Annotated in this window: 10 protein-coding genes; 6 read left to right on the top strand and 4 right to left on the bottom strand. The window is 45.0% G+C overall.

All coding sequences use genetic code 11. The annotated features are described in order from the left end of the window. The first annotated feature begins 71 nt into the window (after positions 1-71). The 3 genes from H6G45_RS03585 (at position 72) to sbcC (ending at position 4,718) form a co-directional block, all read left to right on the top strand. Entirely contained in the window at positions 72-1,466 is a 1,395-nt protein-coding gene (locus H6G45_RS03585; RefSeq protein ID WP_190596694.1) for a sensor domain-containing diguanylate cyclase, read from the top strand. A gap of 61 nt (positions 1,467-1,527) precedes the next feature. Further along, entirely contained in the window at positions 1,528-1,695 is a 168-nt protein-coding gene (locus tag H6G45_RS03590; RefSeq protein WP_190596696.1) for a hypothetical protein, read from the top strand. A 2-nt stretch (positions 1,696-1,697) separates the two neighbouring features. After that, positions 1,698-4,718, top strand: coding sequence for an exonuclease subunit SbcC (gene sbcC, locus H6G45_RS03595; protein ID WP_190596698.1), 3,021 nt, complete (start codon positions 1,698-1,700; stop codon positions 4,716-4,718). A gap of 90 nt (positions 4,719-4,808) precedes the next feature. Here sbcC and H6G45_RS03600 read toward each other — a convergent pair whose 3' ends face one another. Continuing rightward, positions 4,809-5,591, bottom strand: coding sequence for a pentapeptide repeat-containing protein (locus tag H6G45_RS03600; protein WP_190596700.1), 783 nt, complete (start codon positions 5,589-5,591; stop codon positions 4,809-4,811). Between the two features lie 75 nt (positions 5,592-5,666). Between H6G45_RS03600 and rpmF the strand changes: the two genes are divergently transcribed. Further along, positions 5,667-5,840 carry a 50S ribosomal protein L32 gene (rpmF, locus tag H6G45_RS03605; protein WP_190596701.1) on the top strand — a complete coding sequence of 58 codons (174 nt, stop codon included), beginning with the start codon at positions 5,667-5,669 and terminating at the stop codon, positions 5,838-5,840. Positions 5,841-5,938: 98 nt separating this feature from the next. Continuing rightward, the gene (locus H6G45_RS03610) at positions 5,939-7,375 is read left to right on the top strand and encodes a phospholipid carrier-dependent glycosyltransferase (RefSeq protein ID WP_190596703.1); all 1,437 of its coding nucleotides are present in this window, start codon (positions 5,939-5,941) and stop codon (positions 7,373-7,375) included. Between the two features lie 52 nt (positions 7,376-7,427). Here the strand turns inward: H6G45_RS03610 and H6G45_RS03615 are convergent, their stop codons facing one another. Both H6G45_RS03615 and H6G45_RS03620 read right to left on the bottom strand, forming a co-directional pair. Next, positions 7,428-7,883 (bottom strand): TM2 domain-containing protein, encoded by a 456-nt coding sequence (locus tag H6G45_RS03615; protein ID WP_190596705.1) that lies wholly within the window; start codon positions 7,881-7,883, stop codon positions 7,428-7,430. A gap of 26 nt (positions 7,884-7,909) precedes the next feature. Next, positions 7,910-8,731, bottom strand: a complete 822-nt coding sequence (locus tag H6G45_RS03620) for a DUF3598 family protein (protein WP_199309559.1) — start codon at positions 8,729-8,731, stop codon at positions 7,910-7,912. A 175-nt stretch (positions 8,732-8,906) separates the two neighbouring features. On the opposite strand from H6G45_RS03620, the gene H6G45_RS03625 reads away from it, so the two are divergent. Further along, on the top strand, positions 8,907-9,851 hold the full coding sequence (locus tag H6G45_RS03625; RefSeq protein WP_190596707.1) for an aldo/keto reductase: 945 nt from the start codon (positions 8,907-8,909) through the stop codon (positions 9,849-9,851). A 653-nt stretch (positions 9,852-10,504) separates the two neighbouring features. On the opposite strand, the gene H6G45_RS19415 is transcribed toward H6G45_RS03625, so the two are convergent. After that, a complete protein-coding gene (locus H6G45_RS19415; RefSeq protein WP_242018031.1) occupies positions 10,505-22,957 on the bottom strand; it encodes a SwmB domain-containing protein in 12,453 nt (4,150 codons plus the stop codon). Positions 22,958-23,479: the final 522 nt, after the last annotated feature.

A 23,479-nucleotide genomic window follows, 5' to 3' on the forward strand; every position in this document is an offset into this window, starting at 1 on the left:
AGCTTTAATCAGAAATCCAGTGGTGCATCAGTCACCATCTGTCAGTGGATGGCTTGTCAAACAAAAGGTCCATGCAAAACTTTTCCTTTCAAAAAGTATTAAAAAAGCCAGAAGTCAAAATCCTACTCCAACGGCTAGGCGATTCCGTCGGCAAAAACTTTGCCATTATTGATACTGAGGGCCGTTGTCTTTGGGGCAATGCCCAGGGTTCCCAGGCCAAGGCTGATATTTATGCCCACCAGATTTGTTTGGGCACCGTAACCGGTGACCTTGCACCCCATTCAGCTGAGGCGATCGCCGCTGTGGTGGGTTACATTGTGCAAACGGAGTATGAAAAAAAGCAGTTGGCAAAGGATGCTCTACAAAAATATGAAGAAGTGGTTTTTCTTTCACAATTTGCTAATGCCATGGCCACCTGTACTGGGTTGCATGAGCTAATCGAAGTAATTAGAGCCCAGATTCGTCAGGTTATCAGTGTCGATGAAATATTTTTATACCTTTATGACCAAAGCCAAGATAGTCTAGCTCCATTTTTGTATAAAACGGAAGACTCATTACGGGACTTTAAAGCAATTGAAAAAATTGTTGAGCGGGTCTTAAAATTCCATCAAGTAGAGGTAATTGATGATATTCAAAAGGATCCAGACTACCTCAATCAGCCTTCTAGAATTCGTTCTTTGCTTTGCTGTTCTCTGACGGTCCAAAATTCAATTATTGGCGTCCTTGGTTTAGTCCACTACCAGGCCAAGCACTTCGATTCCAGTGATTTGAATCTTTTTTCCACCGTTACTGGCCAGGTGGCGGCCGCTATCCGCACTGCCCAATATTATGAAACTATCAAAAATTATTCCCAAACCTTGGAAATTAGGGTGAAGGAGCGCACCATGGAGTTGGAATTTGCCAAACAACAGCTAGAGCAAGTCAACCAACAACTCAAACATTTAGCTATTTACGATGAACTAACCCAAATTCCCAATCGCCGTTATTTCACTAGCTATTTAGAACAGGAATGGCGGCAATGTTTGCGGCAAAAATCTCCCATTTCTCTAATTTTATGTGACGTAGATTATTTCAAAAACTATAATGATCTTTATGGTCATCAAATGGGGGACAAATGCCTCCAAAGTGTAGCTAAAATCATTCAAAATTCTTTGAAGCGCCCTTCCGATGTCCTAGCTCGCTACGGAGGTGAAGAGTTTATCGTGATTTTGCCCTACACCGATCAACCGGGAGCTTACACTGTGGCTCAACGCATCCACCACTATCTAGCGGGGGCAAAAATTTCCCATGCTGATTCCCCTACGAACCGTTACCTCACCATAAGTTTAGGGATTGGCACCACTGTGCCCCTGTTGCATTATCATCCCAGTGATTTAATCAAAATTGCTGATCAGGCCCTGTATGCTGCTAAGGGAGCCGGGCGCAACCAAACAAAGGCAAAAGTTTTATCTTTTCAATGTAGTTAGTTAAAATTATGGAGTCAAATATTATTTGGTCAGTCTTGATAATTAATTGACTAATTAGCCGATGAGTTTAGTTTTGTTAGTGGTATTTTTTCTGTTAACCAACGCTATCTTTACCAAGGTGTTGATCAGCTTGCCTGAATATTTTGTTAATCAAGGAGCAATGGTGGGGCGTTTTGCCATACTGGGATTAATCGTTCTTTTTCTCAGTTGGACAATGGGGGATGATTGACCATGGTGCCCCAACAGTTAATTTTAAAAAATTTCCTCAGTTACCAAAATGTTAGTCTAGATTTCCGCGGTCTACACACAGCCTGTATTTGTGGGGCTAATGGAGCAGGCAAATCATCTTTGTTGGAGGCCATTACTTGGGCAATTTGGGGTAAGTGTCGGGCCGAAAGTGAGGATGATGTGCTCCACAATGGCACCGATCAAGTAAGGGTAGATTTTGAATTTATTAGTAATAACCAAACCTATCGAATTATTCGCAGTCGCCAACGCGGCCGCAGTAGTGTAACGGAATTTCAAATCAAAAGCGGCGATCATTTCCGCACCCTTTCCGCTAAAGGACTCAGGGCTACCCAGGAAAAAATCACCACCACGCTGAAATTAGATTACGAAACCTTTGTTAATTCCGCCTATCTGCGCCAAGGAAGGGCCGATGAATTTATGTTGCGCAAACCCAGTGAACGTAAACAGATCCTGGCAGATTTATTAAAGTTAGACCAATATGAATTACTGGCAACTAGAGCGAAGGATATTTCCAAGGAAGCCAAGGGTAAAATTAATATTCTCAATGAACGCTTGCAAATATTGGAGCAGGACTTGAACCAGCGACCGGATGTGGTAGCTAATCAAGAAAAATTAACCGCAGAAATTAAAGTGGTTCAAGCTCAACAAGAGCAGACACAATGGCAGTTACAACAGCTACAAACTAGTCAAAATCAACGGCAACAATGGCAAAAGCAAGCTGGATGGCAAGAACGACAATGTCAGGAGTTGACCACTGAAATTGCCAGGTTACAGAACCAGAATGAGGAAATTGCTCAGCAATGTCAAAAACTAGAATTATTGTTGGAACAAGAAGCCGTTATTCAAACTAATTTTCAGCGTTATCAAAACCTACAAAGCCAGGAAGCAGAATTAGCTAAAGACTTTCAACAATATCAAAATTTACAACAGCAACGACAAGATTTAGAGCAACAGTTACAACGCCAAGAGAATGAATTAGCACGACAAACGGAGCAACAGCTTCTGCGATTGGAGCATCTGGATAAACAACTGGCTGAATTACAACCTATTCTAGCTCAACAGCAGGACATTGAAGTGGAGTTAGGTAAGTTAAAAACTGCTAAGCAAAAACTAAGTCAGCTTGATAACCTCCAGCACCAAGTTGCCCCCCTTTTACAACGACGTTCTGTCCTACAAGCGGATTTAGAACGGGCTAGGGCTCAGTGTCAGGCGCAACTAGAGCAACGGCAGGCGATCGCCAAACAGTTACAGATAGCCATTGCCGCCATCCCCGACCAAAGAAGAGCTTTTCAGGCTTTGGACGAGGAAATTTCCCAGCTGAAAAATAAACAGGTTTACCTTAAACGGGTAGAAGAAAAAGGCCAGGAACGGGGTCATTTCAAAGAAAGATTGCAGGAAAATCAAAGATTATTTGAAAAACAGTTACGGGAATTAGAGCAAAAACTGAGTTTGTTAGATATTCCTGGGGCAACTTGTCCCCTGTGCGAACAGGGTTTAGATGGCCATTATCACCAGCAGGTAATCGAAAAAACTGATCATCAATGTCAAGAATTACGCAATCAAATTTGGATCTTAAAGGAACAAATTACCCTGGCGGATCAAGAATTGGCCATTCTTCGTAATGAATATAGAGAAATTGCCGATGGTCTAAGCAATTTAGAACAATTGCTACAACATTATGGGCAAATGGAGGCGGAATTAGAAAAAAGTGGAGAAAACCATGAGCGATTGGTGGATTTAAATGAGCAAATCGCTGACCTAGAACTGAGCTTAAACCAAGGGACTTTTGCCGCCTCTCTCCAACTGGAATTAGCTGTTCTGGAGCAGGAATTGACTAGCTTAGCCTACGACGAACAAACCCACGCATTGGCCCGTTCCACGGTGGATCAACTGAGAAAAGGGGAAATCCGCCACGCTAAGTTTAGAGAAGCCCAAGCTAAGCATAAACAACTAATGGCCGATCGCCCTGGGTTGGAGGAAAAATTGCTGGCATTACGTTCCCAATTACAAAGTTTGGGCACCAGTTCCCCCCTACATCAACAATGGCAACAGGCAGAAGCCGTCCTATCCCAACTGAATTACAACAGCGAAACCCATCAACAATTGTTGGGGGAATTGCGTCGTCAACAGTCTTGGCAATTACGGCACCAAGAACTAGAGCAGGCTCGGCAACAATTACCCATTCTGGTGCAACGGGCCCAGGAATATCGAGAGCTCATTGGCGATCGCCAGCAGGCCTTAGGAGAAAGGCAGAGGGAATTGGCCCAGTTGGAGGAACAAATTCGTCAATATGCAGACCATGGGGAACAAATTCAATTGTTGGAGCAAGAATTAGGACAAAGAAGGCAACAGTTGGATAATCTCCTGGCCAAAAAAGGGGGTTTGGAGCAATTATTAATCCAAATTGACACTTTGCAGGGGGAATATGAAGAAACAAAACAGCAGTTTAATCAAGCCCAAAAACAGTTTCGCATCCACGAAGAGTTGAGCAAAGCCTTTGGTAAAAATGGCATTCAAGCAATGATGATTGAGAATATTTTACCCCAGTTAGAAGCGGAAACCAATTACATTTTGGCACGGTTAACGGGTAATCAACATCATATTCAATTTGTTACCCAAAAAGAAGGCAAAAGCAGCACTAAACGTAAACCAAAAATGATTGATACCCTGGATATTCTCATTGCCGATGCCCAAGGTACCAGGCCTTATGAAACCTATTCCGGCGGGGAAGCTTTTCGGATTAATTTTTCTATCCGTTTAGCCCTGGCCAAATTATTGGCTCAACGTTCTGGTACCGCTTTGCAATTACTGATTATTGACGAAGGTTTTGGTACCCAAGATGCGGACGGTTGCGATCGCCTGGTGGCCGCCATCACGGCCATTGCTTCGGACTTTGCTTGTATTTTAACTGTCACCCATATGCCCCAGTTTAAGGAGGCTTTCCAACAACGAATTGAGGTGAATAAAACCGAATTTGGCTCCCAATTGGCCATTGTCAGCTAGGCTCGGTACGGGACTAAAAAATCCTCTCGTTTTCACCTAGTTTGACAAGAAAAATTCCTAGATTAAAGAGAAATAAAACACCAGCAAAAATTAACTATGTTTACTGCCATCGGGGAGAATGGCTCCCGTTAACTTGGCCGCCGTTAGCTTGACCATAATCCGATTACCCGCGCCAATTTTAGCCCCTTGTAAATTTGCTCCGCTGAGATCCGCCCCACTCAAATCCGCTCCGACTAAATTAGCTTCTTGTAAATTTGCTCCCCGCAGGTTAGCTTCCAACAAATTAGCCCGGAAAAGATTGGCCCGAAACAGGTTGGCATTTTCCAAATTAACTTGGTGTAAAAAACTATCACTCAAATCCGCATTACTCAGGTTAGCGGACACCATTTTTCGCCCTGATAAATCCTTTTCTTTCAAATTGGCCCAACGCAAGTCCGCCCCGGTTAAGTCTCGATAGTAGGGTCGATTATGGTTTTCCTGATGATGGTGGGAATTAGAGCTATGGTTATGGTTGGTCTGCTGTTGATCATGGGCCCGGGATTGACGATCGCCGGGAGGTGGGTAAGGTGGTGGATCTTTGGCCCTAGGCTTGGATTTGGGCTTAGCTTTGGGGGCCTTGCTGGGCTGATCCTTTTTAGGCACCTGGGAAGTTTTAGCGCTTAACTCCAACTTCAGCATTTCCTTGAGGCGATCGCGGGCTTGGTTGATTTCCTTCAGTTTGCCGGCCGCCTTGGCTAACAGACGGGGATTGTCCCTGGGCAGGCGATCGGGATGCCAAACAAAGGCCAAATCTCGATAGGCTTCGTTGATTTCCTCCAGACTAGCCCCCACCTCTAGCCCCAGGATTTCGTAGTAGTGGGAAAACTCTTGCATAATCACCGCTGTGCAATGGCCCACCTAAAAGCGTAATATAGAAAGGTTGTCAATTTTTAAGATCCCAGAGAAGTCATGGCAGTTCCCAAGAAGAAAACCTCCAAAGCTAAACGCGATCAACGCCGAGCCCACTGGCGCAGACAAGCCTCCTCCCAAGCGGAAAAGGCTTTATCCCTCGGCAAATCTATTTTATCTGGCCGTTCTACTTTCCTCTATCCCCCTGCAGAAGAAGAAGGGGAAGAAGAGTAGAAATAAATTGTCAGTTAGCTGAATTTAGCATTAAGGTGAGGGGCGATCGCCAAGGATAAAAAGGTTTTGGGAAAAATAGTTGAATTGATTGAACTTCAATGCTTAACCGGTTCCCGAAGCTTCGCCCAACTCCCTACCAAGCAAGCATCGTTGCTATTTTTGTCTTTTCCCTGGTTATACGTTTCTGGAACCTGGGACAGTTCAACGAGTTAGTTTTCGACGAAGTCTACTACGCCAAATTTGCCAGTGACTATTGGCTTGGCAATGATTTTTTCCCTTCCCATCCCCCCCTGAGTCATTACCTGATTGCTTTGGCCATGGGGTTGGGGCAGTTTTTTCCTGTCAATCCAGAGCAAGTTAACGATCTGACGGGGGCGGTGCGTTCCACCTGGAGTTACCGCTGGCTCAATGCCCTCACCGGGGCCACTATTCCCCTACTCCTAGGGGCGATCGCCTATCTATTGACCCAACGACGCTTGGTGACATTGTTGACCATGGGGCTAGTGGCCTTAGATGGATTGTTTTTGGTGGAATCCCGCTATGCGCTGAATAATATTTACCTGGTTTTTTTTGGGTTACTGGGCCAAGCTCTGGTTTTATGGCATTTGCGTCAGGGCAAACTGTGGCAATTAATTTTGGGGGGCATTAGTTTAGCCTGTGCCGGCAGCGTCAAATGGAACGGTTTTGCTTTCTTGTTGGGTATTTACCTCCTCTGGGCGATCGCCTGGTTCAGAACGGTCTTCAGGCAAGGCTGGGCCGGGCAACAAGTAAATTCACTGGAACCATTAGATGGCAATGGACAGAATAATCACGACTTTTTTTCCCGTTGGTTGACCATTTCTCCCTTTAAATTCGCCCTTTGGTTGGTGGTAGCCCCGGTAATTACCTACAGCGTGATTTGGATTCCCCATTTGTTAATGAATGGCGAATACGCTTCCCTGGAAGGTTTTTGGCGCATTCAAAGGCAAACCTGGCAGTACCATCGCCGGGTGGGCAACAGTCCTGATATTCACCCCTATTGTTCTCCTTGGTATAGCTGGCTGGTGATGGCTAGACCGATCGCCTATTTTTACCAAAAATCCGGTAAATTCGGCTTAATTTACGATGTCCACGCCATGGCTAATCCAATTTTGCTCTGGTTTTCCACGGGGGCCATGGGGCTATTGCTGGGCACTATTGCTTGGCAAAAAATCAGTCAATTTTTCTTTAATCGGACCAATTCCATCAATGTACCTTTGCGGGGGGTAACCCTTTATATCGTGGTTAACTACGCCGCCAATCTTTTACCTTGGTTGGGTATTAGTCGTTGCACCTTTTTTTATCATTACCTAACCGCCTATGGCTTTAGTATCTTGGCCTTAGCTTTAATTTTGGCCACTTTACTGGACAGCCCCCAACGGAGCCACCGCATCATTGCTTGGACAGTTTTAACCCTAGTGGCGATCGCCTTTTGGTATTGGTCGCCGGTTTTTCTGGGCATGCCCCTGACCCCCAAGGGTTTTGCCCTGCGGATGCTGTTTCCCAGTTGGATTTGAAGCCAAGGTAATCCGTTGAGTTAACCCAGAGTTGAAACATTTCCCTTATCAACTAAATGGGACGATAGACCACCGCATAGTCCCCTTCCCGATTATCCGGAAGCAGGAAACCCTTACGACAAAGAGCATCAATGGTTTCCTTCACCTTTTGGGGATCTTCCCCGGTGGCCACAATGCACTCGCTCACCGTTGCACCAATCGCCTTAGCGGCACAGGTTTTAATAATCAACACATCCAGCCTTTCTGTGGTGACTGGTGATGGGGCAGTAACCATGGGAGATGGAGCGGGGGAGGTGAGGTACTGTTTGTGGTTATAAATGGCGTTGAACTTTCTTTCGTCCATGGTGCCGAGGATAATCACATCCACAAAGCCAAGAATGAAAGGAATGCCCGTCCAAGAAAAAATGAAATAGACGATGCCGGCGAAAATATTGCCTAGGTAAAATTTATGTAAGCCAAAGCCGCCGAAGAAAAGGGCAAAAATTAGGGCAACAAAGCGATTTTTCATAGCGGGTGTGCAAAGGAAACCGGCACCTACTGACGGTACTCGACAACAAAAGCGGAATGGGTCCAAGCCCCCCTATTGTCATAGTAACGGATCAGCCTTTGTCGTTCGTTGGGGCGCACCAACCAGCCGACTTCCCCAAAGAAGGGTTGTCCCAATTGCAGGCGATCGGGAGTGCAAGAGGAAGCACCATCCGGCAGTAGGAGCACGTTGCTGGGGTGGGAGCCCAGAAAATTGATCTGATTACCGATCACTTTCCCTTGGGTCACCGAGGTTTTTCCTTCCACAGTTATCCGTTGTTCCACCATGTCTCCGGTTTGCTCCAGGGTAATTTCCATCCCACTAACTTCCGGTTCTCGCCAATCGGGGTAACCTGTATAAACCTGGCAGTGCCATGTCCCCAACAATTGCTCCACCGTTAACGTTGGTCTTTCTTGGGCATTACTCCCCCGACGAAATTCCCGGATAAACGTCAAACTGGCTAGGCTCAATTCCTTGTCATACAGTTGGACAAATCTCATCCGGCGATCGCCGTCCACAAAACCAAATTCCGCCCCAAATTCACTGAAGGGAGCCAACTGCCATGGCCCTTTGGAAAAGGCACCGGTGCCAAAAAAGATAATTTGTCGCCCTAGGGAACGGTAATCCTGGCTATAGTCCTGGGTCGGGGGGTCTTGATAATCGGGGTTATCGTAGCGGCGCAGACGGAACTTAACCAACTTGTTATCTTCCAAGCCTTCCAGAGTCAGTATGGAGGGGGTTTGGCCCAACACCTCCCCCTGGGGAGACATGCGAGTAAAACTGCCCTGCCACTCACCGAGATTTTTGAGAAAGTTTTCCCAGTTAGCCATGGTTATTTGACCCTAATTTTTAGTTCTGATGTTTCTGGAGAATCAATTAAAACCATTCTCCCATTTCTCCCTCCCCCCTCCCCAGTGGGCAAGCTTTTCCAGAAATACTGGTTTATCATCGGGAAAAGTATGGCTTAGTTTTGCCATTTAGATCTAGATTTTTCCCAACATATCCATGCAGACTATTAGCCTTGGCCCGAACGGCCCCGCCTTTGCTCCCCTTGGATTGGGCACTTGGTCCTGGGGAGATACCCTGTTTTGGGCCTACGGTAAGGACTTTGGCCCGGAAGAAGTGGAGGGGGCTTTCCATGCTTCCCTGGAGGCCGGGGTTACCCTGATTGACACCGCTGAAATTTACGGTTTTGGGGAATCAGAACGGCTCATTGGCCGCTTTTGCCAGGAAACTGACCAAACAGTACAAATTGCCACTAAATACTTTCCCTTGCCATGGCGTTGGCAGCGCTCTGATATCACCAAAGCTTTAACTGCCAGTCTAGAAAGGCTACTAACAGATAGCATTGCCCTCTATCAAATCCATTGGCCCCTGGAATTTTGGCTCAAAACACCGGATTTCATGGCAGTGTTGGCCGCTGAGGTCAAAAAAGGCCGCATCCAAGCTGTGGGAGTGAGCAACTATTCCGCCCAGCAAATGGCGATCGCCCATGGGTGTTTAGCCGCCCAGGGCATTCCCCTCGCAAGCAACCAAGTGCCCTACTCCCTGCTCAACCGTGACATTGAAAGCAACGGCATTTTAGCCCAGGCCCGTCAGCTCAATGTCACCATTTTGGCCTACAGTCCCCTGGCTCAGGGTCTACTCACCGGCAAATATCGCCCCGAAAATTCCCCCAGTCTCCAGGGAGCCCGCCGCCTTGATCCCCGCTTTAGTACCAAAGGATTGCAAAAATTAACTCCCTTACTTACCCTCTTGGATACCTTGGCGGACAAACACGACAAAACACCGGCCCAAATTGCCCTCAATTGGCTCATTGCCCAAGGGAACGTGATTCCCATTCCAGGGGCAAAAAATGCTTCCCAGGCGAAACAAAATGCCGGAGCTTTGGGGTGGCAATTAAACCCAGAGGAAATTGAACAATTACGAACTGTTGCCCAAGGTGTTTGAAAATTTTTTGCGAATAAAGTCTTGATCTTGTTCTTCTAACCGCCCCCGTAAAGCGCTAGAAAGACCTCAAAATTAAACTGAATTTTTACCCGAGCCCATTTATTAGCTTAGAAATAGGTGGTGTTATCTATGTAGTGAAAGTCTAAAATAAACAGCAACCGTGGTAGGAGTAATGTGTCCAAACTAGTTGTGTCACTTTCCCCTAAAATTTAGAGCCTGTTTGAAAAGTAGGGTGTAAGCCTTACTAGATAATGCTTTCAGCGTTTACCATAAAAACATGTCCAAATGCTTGCTGAGTAAGGGATTGGGCAAAACTTTTCAAACACATTCTCAAGCAAAGATGCTCAAGATTGGTCAGGAAGCGCCTTTCATTTTCTAAAAACTTCTTCAATCATTAATCTGCTATTTTATATTTTATCAACCACTATAAATAATGAGGAATTAAGGTTGGCTTTATCTTAGCTTCACTACCTGAATGACACTACCGGTGAACGAACAGGCGACATTTTCTCCTTGCGGGTGAGGAGAGTATTCTTGAAATTTATAGCTACTGGAATAAGAGGTTATCTCGCAAGAAGTACTTGTATTCAAAACTGAACGTGAGGCTTTCACCTCATCTAGTTTCTTAATAAATTAACTACTATCAAGGGGCATCAAATTTTGTAGCTAAACTCTATGATTACATCATTGTAATCAAGGTCACCCCCTCCCACTATATCCTCGAAACCAAAGAGATTACTGCCCAAACGAGACATATGACTAATGCCGCCAGGGTTAGCGGCCCCAAAGGAAAAAAGCGCCACAGGGCCAAGGGTCGGATCGTTAGTGGGATTTTTGCTTAACACTTCTTCAATGGATGAGTTGGGAATAATCGCCATGCCATACATATTGTTGCCCGACAAACTGATGGTCTTTTGAGTAGTGCTAAAAAACTCGTCAGGGGCGTTTAAGCTTAGCCCCGTTGCTGGATTCTGGGCCCTTGTTAATGCCGCTTGTAAATAGCCTCCATCCCCTGGGTTTAAATTAATCTGGCGATCGCCATCGGTATCAATGCCCCCGGTCAGACTATCCACTTTGTAGAGAACAATAAGATTTTCGTAAGCCCCCGCACGACTAATGGAAACATTTGCCGTCACAGTCTGGTTTAAAATTCCTGGTACAACCAAAGTTTTGGAAGCAATTTCTGTAGTAATGCCATTAAAATCTAACTGATGATAACCTCGACTATCTGTTTCAACCATTAGTGGAGCATCAATGGAAAAAGCGATTTCTTCTCCCTGTTGACTATAGAGCATATAGTAACGATTAGCTTCTAAATTAGAGTTACTAAAGCTACCAAAAAATTGTGATTCTGTCCTCGCAAAAGCTTCAATATCAGTAAAACTTTGTCGGGCTAAACTACGGGTTAAAGCCTGGGCTGAGGCATTGGCTTGATCACTAAAAACAACTTGTTTACGGGCCAAAGCGGCCTCCTCATAGCCCGGATCATCAGGAAGTAAACCATCAATGGCACCATCGGCACTATCCACTGGAACCCAACCAATTTCATAGTTTTGTGAGGGACTATTGATTAACCTGAGTTGCACTTGCCCATCGGCATTGGTGGGAGCCCAAAAAACTCGGTTATTATTGCTAATTAAGCCTGGGATGGTGCGGCCCACATAACCATTAGTTGCCACCAAACCATTAACTATACCATCGGCATCACCCCGATCGCCGTCCAAAAGTTTAAGTTCTACTCCGCCAATGCCATTTGAGTTATCTAAATTGGTGAACCGGGCCCCTGTTTCATCATTAAATATCAGGGATTGATAGGTTTGACTGAGGGGATCGTAACTAAAAAAGTCGTTAAATTCGGCTAGCCCTTCAACACTCAAATTAATCTGAGCTTGGCCGGAATTAACCGTGGTGGAGAAATCAATCAAGCCATTCATGACACTGTTATCCCAGTCCCCGGCCAGGTAGTTCCAACGACGGATCTGGGCACCATTGGCATCACCAGCTAAAGCAAAAGCAGAGTCCCCATCTCCTGCCTCCAAACCATCATTTAGCAAAGAAACCAATAGACCAAATTGGCGATCGCCGGTATAAACAAAGTCATTAGGAATTTTAACTGTGACGGTTTTTTGGTTCTCCCCAGGATTAAATATTAACTGTCCCGCTATGGGTAAATAGCGATCGCCAGCTTTGCCACTCATGTCCTGGGTGATGTAACTGACCAACACATATTTGTCTAAATCTCCAGTGCGCTCAACGACAAACTGGGCTTCACCACTAGCTTCTGATACCTTGGGATTGGAAACAAATAAACGAGTGGCTTGCCCTGACATTAAACCGTTGGCAGTAACAGCAAAGTCCTGAAGCTTAGCTGTTGCAGTGCTATCAGATAAGGTGGAATTGAGGGGCTGAGCAGTGGGAATAGTATTTAGAACTGGTTTATTAGAACTATCTGCATTGAACGTTATTGTTTGTGGCTGATTAACTAAAACAACGGCCGCTGAAATTTTGGAAGTATATTTATAATATTTTTGACTGTTACGATATTCCGTTCCATCTGCCTCAAAATCAGCACTTAAATTAAGGGTGTCGTTGGCATCCATTAACACCGTAACTTGGTTATTGCCGGATAACTTCACCACCGTTAATGAGTTCAGAGTCAGGTTGTTAGCGCCGTAATTGCGAATATCAATAATTTCAAAGTTTCGCAACCGTAGTCCTGGGGAGAGGGTAGTTAAATCCCAGGCTTGCCCGTTGTAACCCGTCAGCTTGAGGGTATCAGTGCCACTCCCTCCATCCAAACGGCGGAAATTGGTATCGCTCACTGTAACTAGGTCATCGCCAGGCCCGGCATAAACCACGTCAACGCCGCCATTGGTGTAGATAATATCGTCCCCTTGGCCGGCAATGAAAATTTCCCCAGTGGGAGTGCCCAGCATGACATCATCGCCAATGGTGCCCATCTGATTAACTTGGGAAGTGAAATCACTACCAAAGAGAACGTAACTAAGGTTATCCAGGGCCCCCGGCGCTCCCATGATGAAGTCACTAAAGCCATCCCCATTTACATCGGCCCCACCACTGATAGAAATACCCGCTTGGGAACCGGGTAGGCCTGTTGTCACAAAGCCATAGGGATTAAAATTTTGGCTACTATTACTTTGATTTTCAGCTAATTTTCCTAATCCAAAGGGGGAATTTGCGTTATATTGACTACCCCAGTGGGTACCGCCAAAGACCACCCAATTTACCCCCTGAGCTCCGTTGGCAGAAGAGTTTTGAGAACCGACAATGGTGGTAAGGGGAGAGCTAATAAGTACATCGTCAAAGCCATCGCCATTCATATCTCCGATCGCCGTAATCTCTAACAGTGCAAAGTTGGTTTCACTTGGTAAATCTGGTGCGGCTAAGACCACGTCGGGGGAAGCTGTGCTGGCAATGCCATTCGTATCTCCATAGTAAATAAAAACTCCCCCAAGGTTATTAATGCCGTTATAAGCAATGATGTCCTGAGTGAGTAAATTTCGGTAACCTGGAGCTAAAACAGCTAAGTCAGCCAGGCCATCCCCATTAAAGTCGCCAATATGATAAACCTGTTGACCTAAATTAATGGCTTGATTCGATTCAAAAAAGGGTTTTGAAGTAACAAAATTAAATCCATCTTGGTTTACTTGTGACAAGATCAAGCTTTGATTAAATAGAGCTGAAGATACACCAACAAGATCAGTTGAGGAGCCAATTATTGTTTCGGTGACATCCCAGTTTATGCCATCTGTAGAGGTAATATATTCCAGGTCTCTCTCGTTAGAATTGGCAAAGAATAAATAATATGTTCCATCTACCGCGATTAAGGATGGTTGAGAGCCTGTAACAGCCTGAGTTAATAGAGAAGAAACTTGCCAGTTACCCAAATTTCCTGGACTATCTGGAGTGATTGTCGCAGTGTAAGGGTAGCTCTGCCCTTTGGCTTTATATGCAACTGCTAAGGTAGCAATACCATTTTCTCCGGGCATAACAGTGGCACTTAGCGGCTGATCACTCGCTTGAACTTCGTTATTAATTGTCAGAGTTGTGTTGCCAGACCAATCACTATCACTACCAGGATTAGTAGAACTGGTGTAGAGGATATAGTCATCAGAATCATTTTCAATAAAGAAAACATAGAGTTCATTATTAAAGGCAACTAGTGTTGGGCCATTGTTAGATGCTTGATTAATCTTTATAGGAGAGTTGAATTGAAGACCAATAGGATTCGAACTAGATGATGCTATCGGTGTTCCTTCAGCAACCCAAACCTGCTGATTGTTATCGGTGAATCCTAAGTAAAGGGAACCATTAAAGGCTGCGATTGAAGCAGGATATTTTGCATCAAATGTACTCGTGGACAGTTCGGTTAGATCTTGCCAGTTGACTCCATCTCGAGTTCGTTGTAGAAATATTCCTCCATTAGTTCCAAAATAAGCCTGATAGAGCCAACCATCTAGAATCGCCAGTGAAGTGGTTAGGTTAGTGGCTTGATCACTCAAAGAATATTGAGTCCATGAAGCATCAGGAGCAAGAGGTTGCGAAATAGGAGTATTAGGGGGAGTGAGGGTTGACGTTATCGTGAGAGAGTTAGACTCATAGGAAAAATATTGCCAACTACCTTGAAACCCTCCAATATTAGACACTGGGTTTGATGTTGGTTGACCTACGACAATTTCGTTGGCACCATCACCGTTAATATCAATGCCGGTAAAAGAACCAGGATAACCTGCAGAAACGGTTATGTTAATTGATTGAGCTAACTCACCAGATACGTTGCCCCAATAAAGCTGACTTTGATTGCCAATTTGTAAAACGACATCACCATAGCCGTCACCGTTAACATCTCCCACTGCCCAGGCCTGGGTAACATTGGTAATGTTAGGGGGACTTCCATTTAACTCCAAATTTCCTTGAGTCCCTAAACTAGGATCCCCAAGCACTGTATAAAAGTTATTGTTGCTGTCAATAACCCCAAAATCCGCTAATCCATCGCCGTTAAAGTCTCCCAGAGCAACAAATTCTTTTACTTCCGCACCATCAATAGAAATTAACAAATCATCGGTGCCCACTGCCGCATCGAGTAAATCTTTAGTGCTATTACCAAAGACAACCACGCCACCGGCAGAACTGCCTCCAGATAACACATCCGCAAAGCCATCGCCATTAATATCCCCCAGCATGACGACATTGCGACCATTGCCAAATAGACTTCCTGCCGTTTCTGAATTAAGCAAAAAAGTATCTACATCAGTGGTAATTACTTCACCAATGTTCAATGTAGTAGCAGTACTAATTAGGCTTATATTCCCCGAATTTAGGGTGCCATTAGGAACAATATTATTCTGGGGATCGACGATGTACAGGCCACCATCTGACGCTAACTTAAGGACTGCACCATCATTGCCATTGGTGCCAGAAGCCCAAATTACATCACCTGAATTTCCCCCTGGTTGGCCGTAAATAACGAGATTGCCATCACTTTGCATAATGGCATAGGCCTCTGAAGTAACCTTTACTCCCTCCCCTGGATTTGATTGCCAAACGAGTTCACCAGTGGCGGAAATTAACTGCAATTTAGCGGAGACTAACTGATTAAACTCGTTCTGAACTAAGACAAAAACCAGTAAATAACCAATTTCTCCATTGAGTAAAAAAGTTGCTAAATTTGTGGTAATTTCTTGATTTTCGTTGAGGGTTACGGCGGTACTGATCAGGCTGGGGTTTGCTGAATTTAAAGTGCCATTGGTAACAATATTATTCTGGGGATCAACGATGTACAGACCACCATCTGAAGCTAACTTGAGGACAGCACCATCGTTGCCGTTAGTGCCAGAAGCCCAAATTATATCACCCGCCGGCTGGCCATAAATAACCAGATTGCCATCACTTTGCATAATGGCGTAGGCTTCGGGAGTAACTTCTGATTCTTCATTTGAATCGGTTGTTTGCCAGACAATTTCCCCGTTGGGAGCAATCATCTGTAACTCAGCAGTGACTAACTCATTGGAGTCGTTATAAATTAAAGCAAAGGCGAGTACATACCCAAAGGGGCTGGTGGCCAGGGAGTATTGGTAACCATCAATAACAAAACCATTGTTGGAGGAAACATCAGCTAGTTTGATACTGCCATCGTCCGCTAACCAGGGATGTCCATAAACGGCATAGAGTTGTTGACCCAATGGAGCCGTGAGCATTATGTCATCTATGCCGTCATTGTTAATATCTCCCACTCCTACTCCAGCGGTTCCCGTGGCTTGGAAAGGTTGATTACCGTTAAGTAAAAATGTGGTTTTGTTGTCGTTAGCGGTGACATTTAAATCAAAAATAGTCCCGAATTGACTTAAATCTAGCGGCCCAAACAGAACATAACTTTGACCTGTGGCATTGGCCCCTTGGGGAGCAGTAATTAAGAAGTCTTGGTAGCCATCATCATTTAAGTCTCCCGGTGAGGTGATAACTGCTCCTGTTTTGCCCCCAGCCAGGCCACCATTGATCACGAGGTTACTGACTGTATTTAAGGTTTGTGTATTTGTTGTAGTTATAGTTGTTGTTCCAGATGGAGTTGTTGGGGTTGGAGTTGTAGTTGTTGTGGTTGTTGTTACAGATGAAGTTGTTGGAGTTGCTGGATTTGCTGGAGTTATTGTAGTTGTTGTAGTTGTTGTTCCAGATGGAGTTGTTGTAGTTGTTATAGTTGTTGTTACAGATGGAGTTGCAGTAGATCCAGCAATCACAAAGGCTTGCCCTGTATTAGTATTGGCCCCAGGCCCTGCAATGACTAAATCTTGACGACCATCTCCATCCAAATCCATATTTAAACCAGAGCCAATCACACTTCCGGCAAAATAACTGGTGGCAGTGCCTTGAGCATTGGGAATGGCTGGCCCGGTATAGATGGCCCAAGGATTTGTGTTAAGACTTAAGCCTTGATTAGAGTTATAGACATAAACGGCCCCGGCTGAAACATAACTGGAACTAGGAAAAAGGTCTGATGTGATTTGTTGATTTTGTTTGTTTTGTGAGTTTTGGCCTGGGAGATTGCTTTGATTTATCCACTGATTCGCGACTTGAATTTGATAGTTCGGCGCACCAATAAAAAGATCATCTGTGGTCGTACTACCCGTAAATGTAGATGGGGAATTAGTCCCAGTCAATCGTCGTGACACTCCTAGGGCAAAGCCGGCCCCTTCCCCCACTGTTAGGGTTGGACTGGGTGGATTCGGTTGGGGATTGGGAATTTCAAAACTTTGGCCTGTATAAATAACAGTAGGGCTAATCGAATCAGGAGCATTATCCTGGGCAAAACCAGGGACTAGATAAACCAGGCCAACCCGATTTCCGTCACTATCTTTGCCATAGGGCGCACCGAAAACAATATCATCGTAGTCATCCCCATCAAAGTTCCCCACGACTACTGAAAAGCCCGCTAAATCATCCGCATTACTGCCATTGATCGCAAAACCCATACTATTCGGTGTCGTGCTTAGGCTTGTGACATCAATTTTTTGGCCCTTTTGACTGTTGAGATAACTGCCATAGATGACATATACAGCCCCGGCAAACTTACCTACATTGGGCGCACCAATTACCAAATCAGGAATGCCATCTCCGTCAATATCCCCCGTGGCTAAGGAAAGAGACAGATTTCGGTTATTATCCCCCGCATCTTGAATATTGGTAATTAGCACCCCATCGGGATTACCATTAAGATCATTGGTACTTAGTGAGCCGCTGCCCGAGAGAATATCGCTGCCACCAAAAAGGATTTGCACTGTACCATTGTTGCCAAGGTTGCCTTGACTGTCGCTATAGCCGCGATTCCCCACTGCCACATATGCCAAACTACCATCGGAATTAAATGCACTGGCCAGAACGTACCCGATCGCCGGATTATCGGAATCAATAATAAAACCACTATCAATCAGGGCTAGGGAGGAGTCATTGGCTTCGGTAACCGTTGCCGTTCCCGTGACGGTTTGACCTGGCCCCATTGTTGCCGAATTGATCTGATAGGGAGCAACAGAAGTTGGTCCAATGGTATTACCACCGTCGAAATAAACCGTATAGTCAACTGCCCCAAGAGGAGTATTGGAACTGCCGGGATCAATGAACAAAAAGAGATTTTCGGTATATCCCTGAATTGGATAGCTAAAGGTTGATGTCTCGGGATTAAGACTGTTGAGTAGGGTATCTCCTAAAAGTAGGCCAAGCTGATTACCCGTTAGTGCTGTGCCAGTGTTATCGGTGCCAATCGCCCAGGCCTGGTTGCCACTAGTAACTTTAATTCCGCTGATAGTTAAGTTTGGATTAGAAAGCGAAATCTGATAAACGGCATCAGCAATTCCATTGGGCGCAATCATGGTGCTGGCCTGGGCGGCAGTGGCAGAGACTAAATCGAAAACAGGGATATTGGCCCCGGCTAACTGGGTGGGAACGATTGCGGGTGTGGGGTTAATTTGACTAGGGAGTTGCCAACTTGAACCATCCAAAACGGAATAGTAAGTATTCGGGCCTGGGGGAATCGGTTTGTTATATTGGGCGGCATAGTGATTACCAATTTGATTCGTGCCCGCAATGATCTCGAGAATTTGGCTCCCCGTCAGGTTTTGGAAGTTTGGGCTAGTTAAATCCCCTGCATTGACATCAGAAGCCGTTAACGCCTTGGGGTAAAATGCCACTTCATCTAAATAAACCGGATTATTCTCCGTAGAAGCCCCTGCTAAAGTCAAGGCCGCAGATGTCGGAAACGAATCAAATTCAACATCATCTACTGTCCCAGCTAAGACACCATTGAGATACAAACTAAGATTTTGACTTGAGCCATCATAAGTACCAACAACGTAATACCAAAGATCAGTGGCTAAGGTTTCACTAGCTTGAATTTGAGTATCATCGTCGTTACCCAGGCCAAAGGTAAGTTTCGGCGGCGCATTAGGATCATTGGGATCAACCTCCAGGCCCAGGCCAAATAATCCAGGTGCAGAAACTAAATTGATAGATTCCTGAGGTAAATTGGGCAACTTAAACCAAAATTCAATCGCAAAAGCGTTGTTGGTCAGGGGAACAGGTTGATTCAGCGTTACTCCCCCACCTTGAAACAACACGGCAGGATTGGGATCACCGGAATTACTGGTAGTTTCTAAGGCCCCCATTTCCCCCAGAGTAAAAGTACCGCTATAGGTGCCATTAGCTGCGGCTTGAAACTGACCACTATTGCGGGCCACCGTTCCAGTTCGTTCTCCCAGACGTAAGTAAACCGATGGATCAGCGTTACGGACTAATTGGCGATAGGATGCTGGGGCAGATTCAGTCCAGAAAATTGCTGGTTGTTGATTTATCGTACTAATGGTTAGGGGCGTAAAGGGATCGGGGTTAATGTCGGGAAGTATGCGAGCAGGTTCAGACCACCCAGAGCTTGAATTCAACTTAGAGTAGTAAATCGTGGTAACGGGCGTACCATTATTATTCAGTATGGTATTTAACCAGGCCGCCATAATCGAACCATCAGGCCCCAGGCCAAGCGTGACATTGGTATTCTGTCCTGCTTGCTGGGGAATGGGGGCGGCCACTGACCAAGGAATGATTTGAGCGTTGGGGCCAAGATCACCAAGATCATCTAAAGAGGCAACAGAAAAGTAAATAGTTGAGCTTTGCAGGGCCTGGGTAATAATCTCTAAGTTGCTATAATATTGGCCTGGGATGAGTTGATTCTGAATTTGGCTACTATCAACATTTACCCAAGCAGCAAATACCTGATTTGTGGCCTGGTCAAAATACACTGCTGGATCGTAATTTAAGCCACTTGTCCCAATAATTGAGCTTGGATAGGCAATACTAACGCTTGAGGTGCTGGGGGTGGCTAAAAGTGTCTTAATCACCGTCCCAGGATTGGTAAATGTGGTCAGAATATCGCTCGTAGTAAAGGGAGCAACGGGAATGTTGTTGCTATTAGCTAATATGCCATCACCAGAAATATAGCTAACTGTAACAATATCGCCTTGCCCAATGGGTTCTAATAAGGGCAAAATAACAGAATTATTCTCAATATCTACTTTATCATTCACAGTAATAAAATTATTGGAATTGTTGACTGTAACGATAAATTGATTCCCGCCAGGAGAATTGCTAGATGAAAGGAGTTGGTCAAAGGTGAGCGTAATGACATTAGAAATTGCCACTGCTTCTAATAGCGTTGGGGCATTGGTTGAACTAGCTGCTTGCGTCACAGGCGTGGTAAAGTCAGGCACCCACAAGGCGAAATCTGTGGCATCAGAAAGGTAAAGATTATAGAGGCTATTTTCTGGTGTTGAATCAATGCTATAACTGAACGAAATTGTATCATCAGCATTAATAACAGTACTTGAATTTAACGTAATTTTAACATAATTATCTGAGCTGGATGAATCCTGAATTTCAGCACTTTGATTATTAATTAGAACTGTAAACGGATTACTAGTGGCCTTGGTATTACTTGGATTTTGGAGAGTGTCAGCAAAAGTGAGGAAAATCTGTGTTCCCGATAATAAGGCAGAAATGGGAGTAATCGGCGGGGTATCACTACTCCAGGCCAGTAAAACACCATCATTATCATTAGTTACAGCTAAAGCAGGGGGGCTATCCTCAGCATAATCTTGGGCAACCGTACTACCGAGAAGGGGGTTAGTTGTAATTGTATTTCCGGTTGTTCCTGATACATTGCTATAGGTACGATTTACTTGTCCAGCGGTGTTTAGTGGCGTATTACTGGCAATATTAAAATCACTAATTGCAACATTATCTTCTGTGGTTAATACATTTCCAGAACCGCTACTGCTCGAATAATTAACGCTATAGGTGCTGCTCGAATTTCCAGATAGAGTTAAGACCACGCTACGAGGGGCTACACTAACGGAGTTAATTGAAATTAAATTACCATTACCATTAGCATCGGTAACTTGAAATCGAGATAAATCGGGAGTAATGTTAGGATTTAGAGTGGCATTAAAAGCGACAATAACTTGCTGATCCGTGACTTGGTAATTACTGCCTGTGCCACTGATGGGATTGTAGTTATAGGTAAACGTATTGGCCGATTGATTAACAACAGGAATCGGCGTCTTATTTTGATAGCTAACTGTAATTTTTGAAAAGGGCTGATCGTTTAAGGCTGTTTGCGGAATCGCCGATTCAAGCCTGAGAATAGTGGTATTGTCCCGAGTTAAAACCCCAAACACCGGAATTGTCGTAATTTTCTTGCTTAGAGGGTCTTTGACGCTAACTTGGAAGTCTGTGGCCTGGGGAGTGCCGTTAGTTTGTAAGCCTTGAATTTCTAATAGCGGCCCTTTGACGATTGCAGTGGGAGAATTGCTGGCCTGAGTTGTTTCTAAAGTAGCTTGATTTAGTGTGGCTGCATCACTGCTACTGGGATCATCACCCCAAGTCCAAGTCGGATAGATACCCACTGTGCCGCCGAGAAAACCCAGAACTTTAAAGGTTAAATTTAGAGGAAAACCAAGGGTAATATTCCGGTCAAACAGAAAGGTGCCATCCGTTGCTCGAGTAGTGCCAACTGTCCCAGCCAAACTCACCTGACCGCCGAGGACAAGTTCAAGAATGAAAGGAATTTTAACACCACCATCAATTCCAGTCGACAAAGGAACAGAAAACAAGAATGATTCCAGTTCTAGAGCTTCAATGTTGTCCTGGTCGAACTCATTAAAAATCAACTCTCCAATTTCAGCAATATCAGAGACAACCGCCAGGCCAACAGCAGCTAAAGCCCCAACAGGAGGAATGCTAATTAAGGTTGTAAGAACCGAATTATCACCCGATAACACCGCACCAACGGGAGAGACATAGGTTTGCGGATCTTTGGGAGATAATTGCCACTGCATCCCCAGGCCAGCACTGCCTAATAAATCAAAAACAAATGGTGTGCCTTCAATGGGTAAAGGAAAGGTAAAACCTGCCGTTAAGCCAAGACTACCCGTTTCAACACTTAAGGGATAGGAGGAAGAACCCTGCTTGGGGGATGTATCAAAGGTATAAAGAGTTGCGGCAATGACAGAAATGGATGTTTCCGGTTTGTAGGTTAGGTTTGTGGTGTTTTCTTCCGGATTTAAACTACTGCCAGCACTCCCTGTCTCGTCATTAGAATTCTCCCCGTCTTCTGAATCATCTTCATTAAACTGAACGGTCATTGAGGCATTGAGCAACAGCCCTTCCGTACTGACACCGCCGCCAAAAAATGAAAGATTAGGGTTATTGCCCGATGAGCCAAGCAGGGTTCCTGATAGATTGAATTTCTTAAAAATAGGCTCAAGCAAAAACTGGGGAACAACCGGCATTCCCTTCAAGAATTGTAAGTTCGATAAATTAGTGTCAAAGGTTTGAGAGACTGACCAATTTGCCCCAAATCCTTGAAATGCACTCTGAGCCTCCGCTTGGGTAAAAGGCTGGTAATTGGCATTGGCTAACGTCGCTGTTGTGGTTGTGCCACCGACAATATAGTTGCCTTGAATGACACCATTTTTGCTAATCTGGGGCGTGTAAGCAGCAATGGGCGTAACTGGGGCCGGCGGCGTTGTCGGGAATTGGTTACTGTAAATTTGAAACGTTTGCGAGTATAAATCCGCATCTTCTCGGATGGCTTGGTTTTGGGCTTTGATGAGATCAACTTTTTGCCCTACCACCGTCACAAAACCGTTATCCACTACCACCCGAGGTTCTAAATCGCCAACTTGATCTGCTGTCAGGGCTTGGGGAGTGTCGAGCCATTGCAGTTTGCCAGAAGTGTCGTACTGAGCCGCAGTATAGAAAAAGTTACTGTCGTTTTCCCGGCCTTCTTGATAGACCACGGCCAGACCTGGAATCAGCGTATTATTGCTTGTTCCAGATTCGACAATTAACCCTGAATCGGCAACCAAGTTAAGACTACGGATGTGCTGACCAGCGGTATCGACAATGGCCTGGGCGTTTTTCCATGTCTGAGAAACTGGGTCATAAACAGCGTGCCAAATATTCGTTCCTTCCAGCCAAACAATATGACTCGTTCCGGCACTGTCTTGAACAACGGCAGAAAGGCGATTAGATAAATTTATACTCATTCAGGCCAGGCTCCACAAATAAAATGAGGTTCGACGGTTAAATTCAGGCTTTTGATGGACTGGCCAGTAATATTGGCGATCGCCCTGGCATTGATCCAACTAGCGGAATTGGGATCATAGACAGCGTGCCAAAGGTTGTCTCCCTGGGCCTAGACCACATGGGTTATTCCAGCAAAGTCAGTGGTAATAGCGGAAAGACCGTTAGCAAGATTGAGGGTCATATTAACAATCTCCGCAGAAATTAAATTTTTAGAGGTGTAGATAATGCACCAATGATAGATTCACCTTTGTTAAAAATTGCATCGACTACGGCGGATTCTATGACGAGGTGGTACAATGAGGGACAAATATTCAGGGGAGTTCATCGAAAAGTAAAATGCCAGCTCTATCAGTTGATCTAAGAGAAAGGATAGTCAAGACCTATGAAGGTGGTGGAACCTCAATTAGAAAAGTAGCAGAGCAGTTTCAAGTAAGCAAAACGACCGTTCAGGATTTGCTTAAATTGAAACGAGAAACGGGACA

The sequence above is a fragment of the Synechocystis sp. FACHB-383 genome, assembly GCF_014698605.1.
Taxonomy (GTDB): Bacteria; Cyanobacteriota; Cyanobacteriia; order Cyanobacteriales; family Microcystaceae; genus Synechocystis; species Synechocystis salina.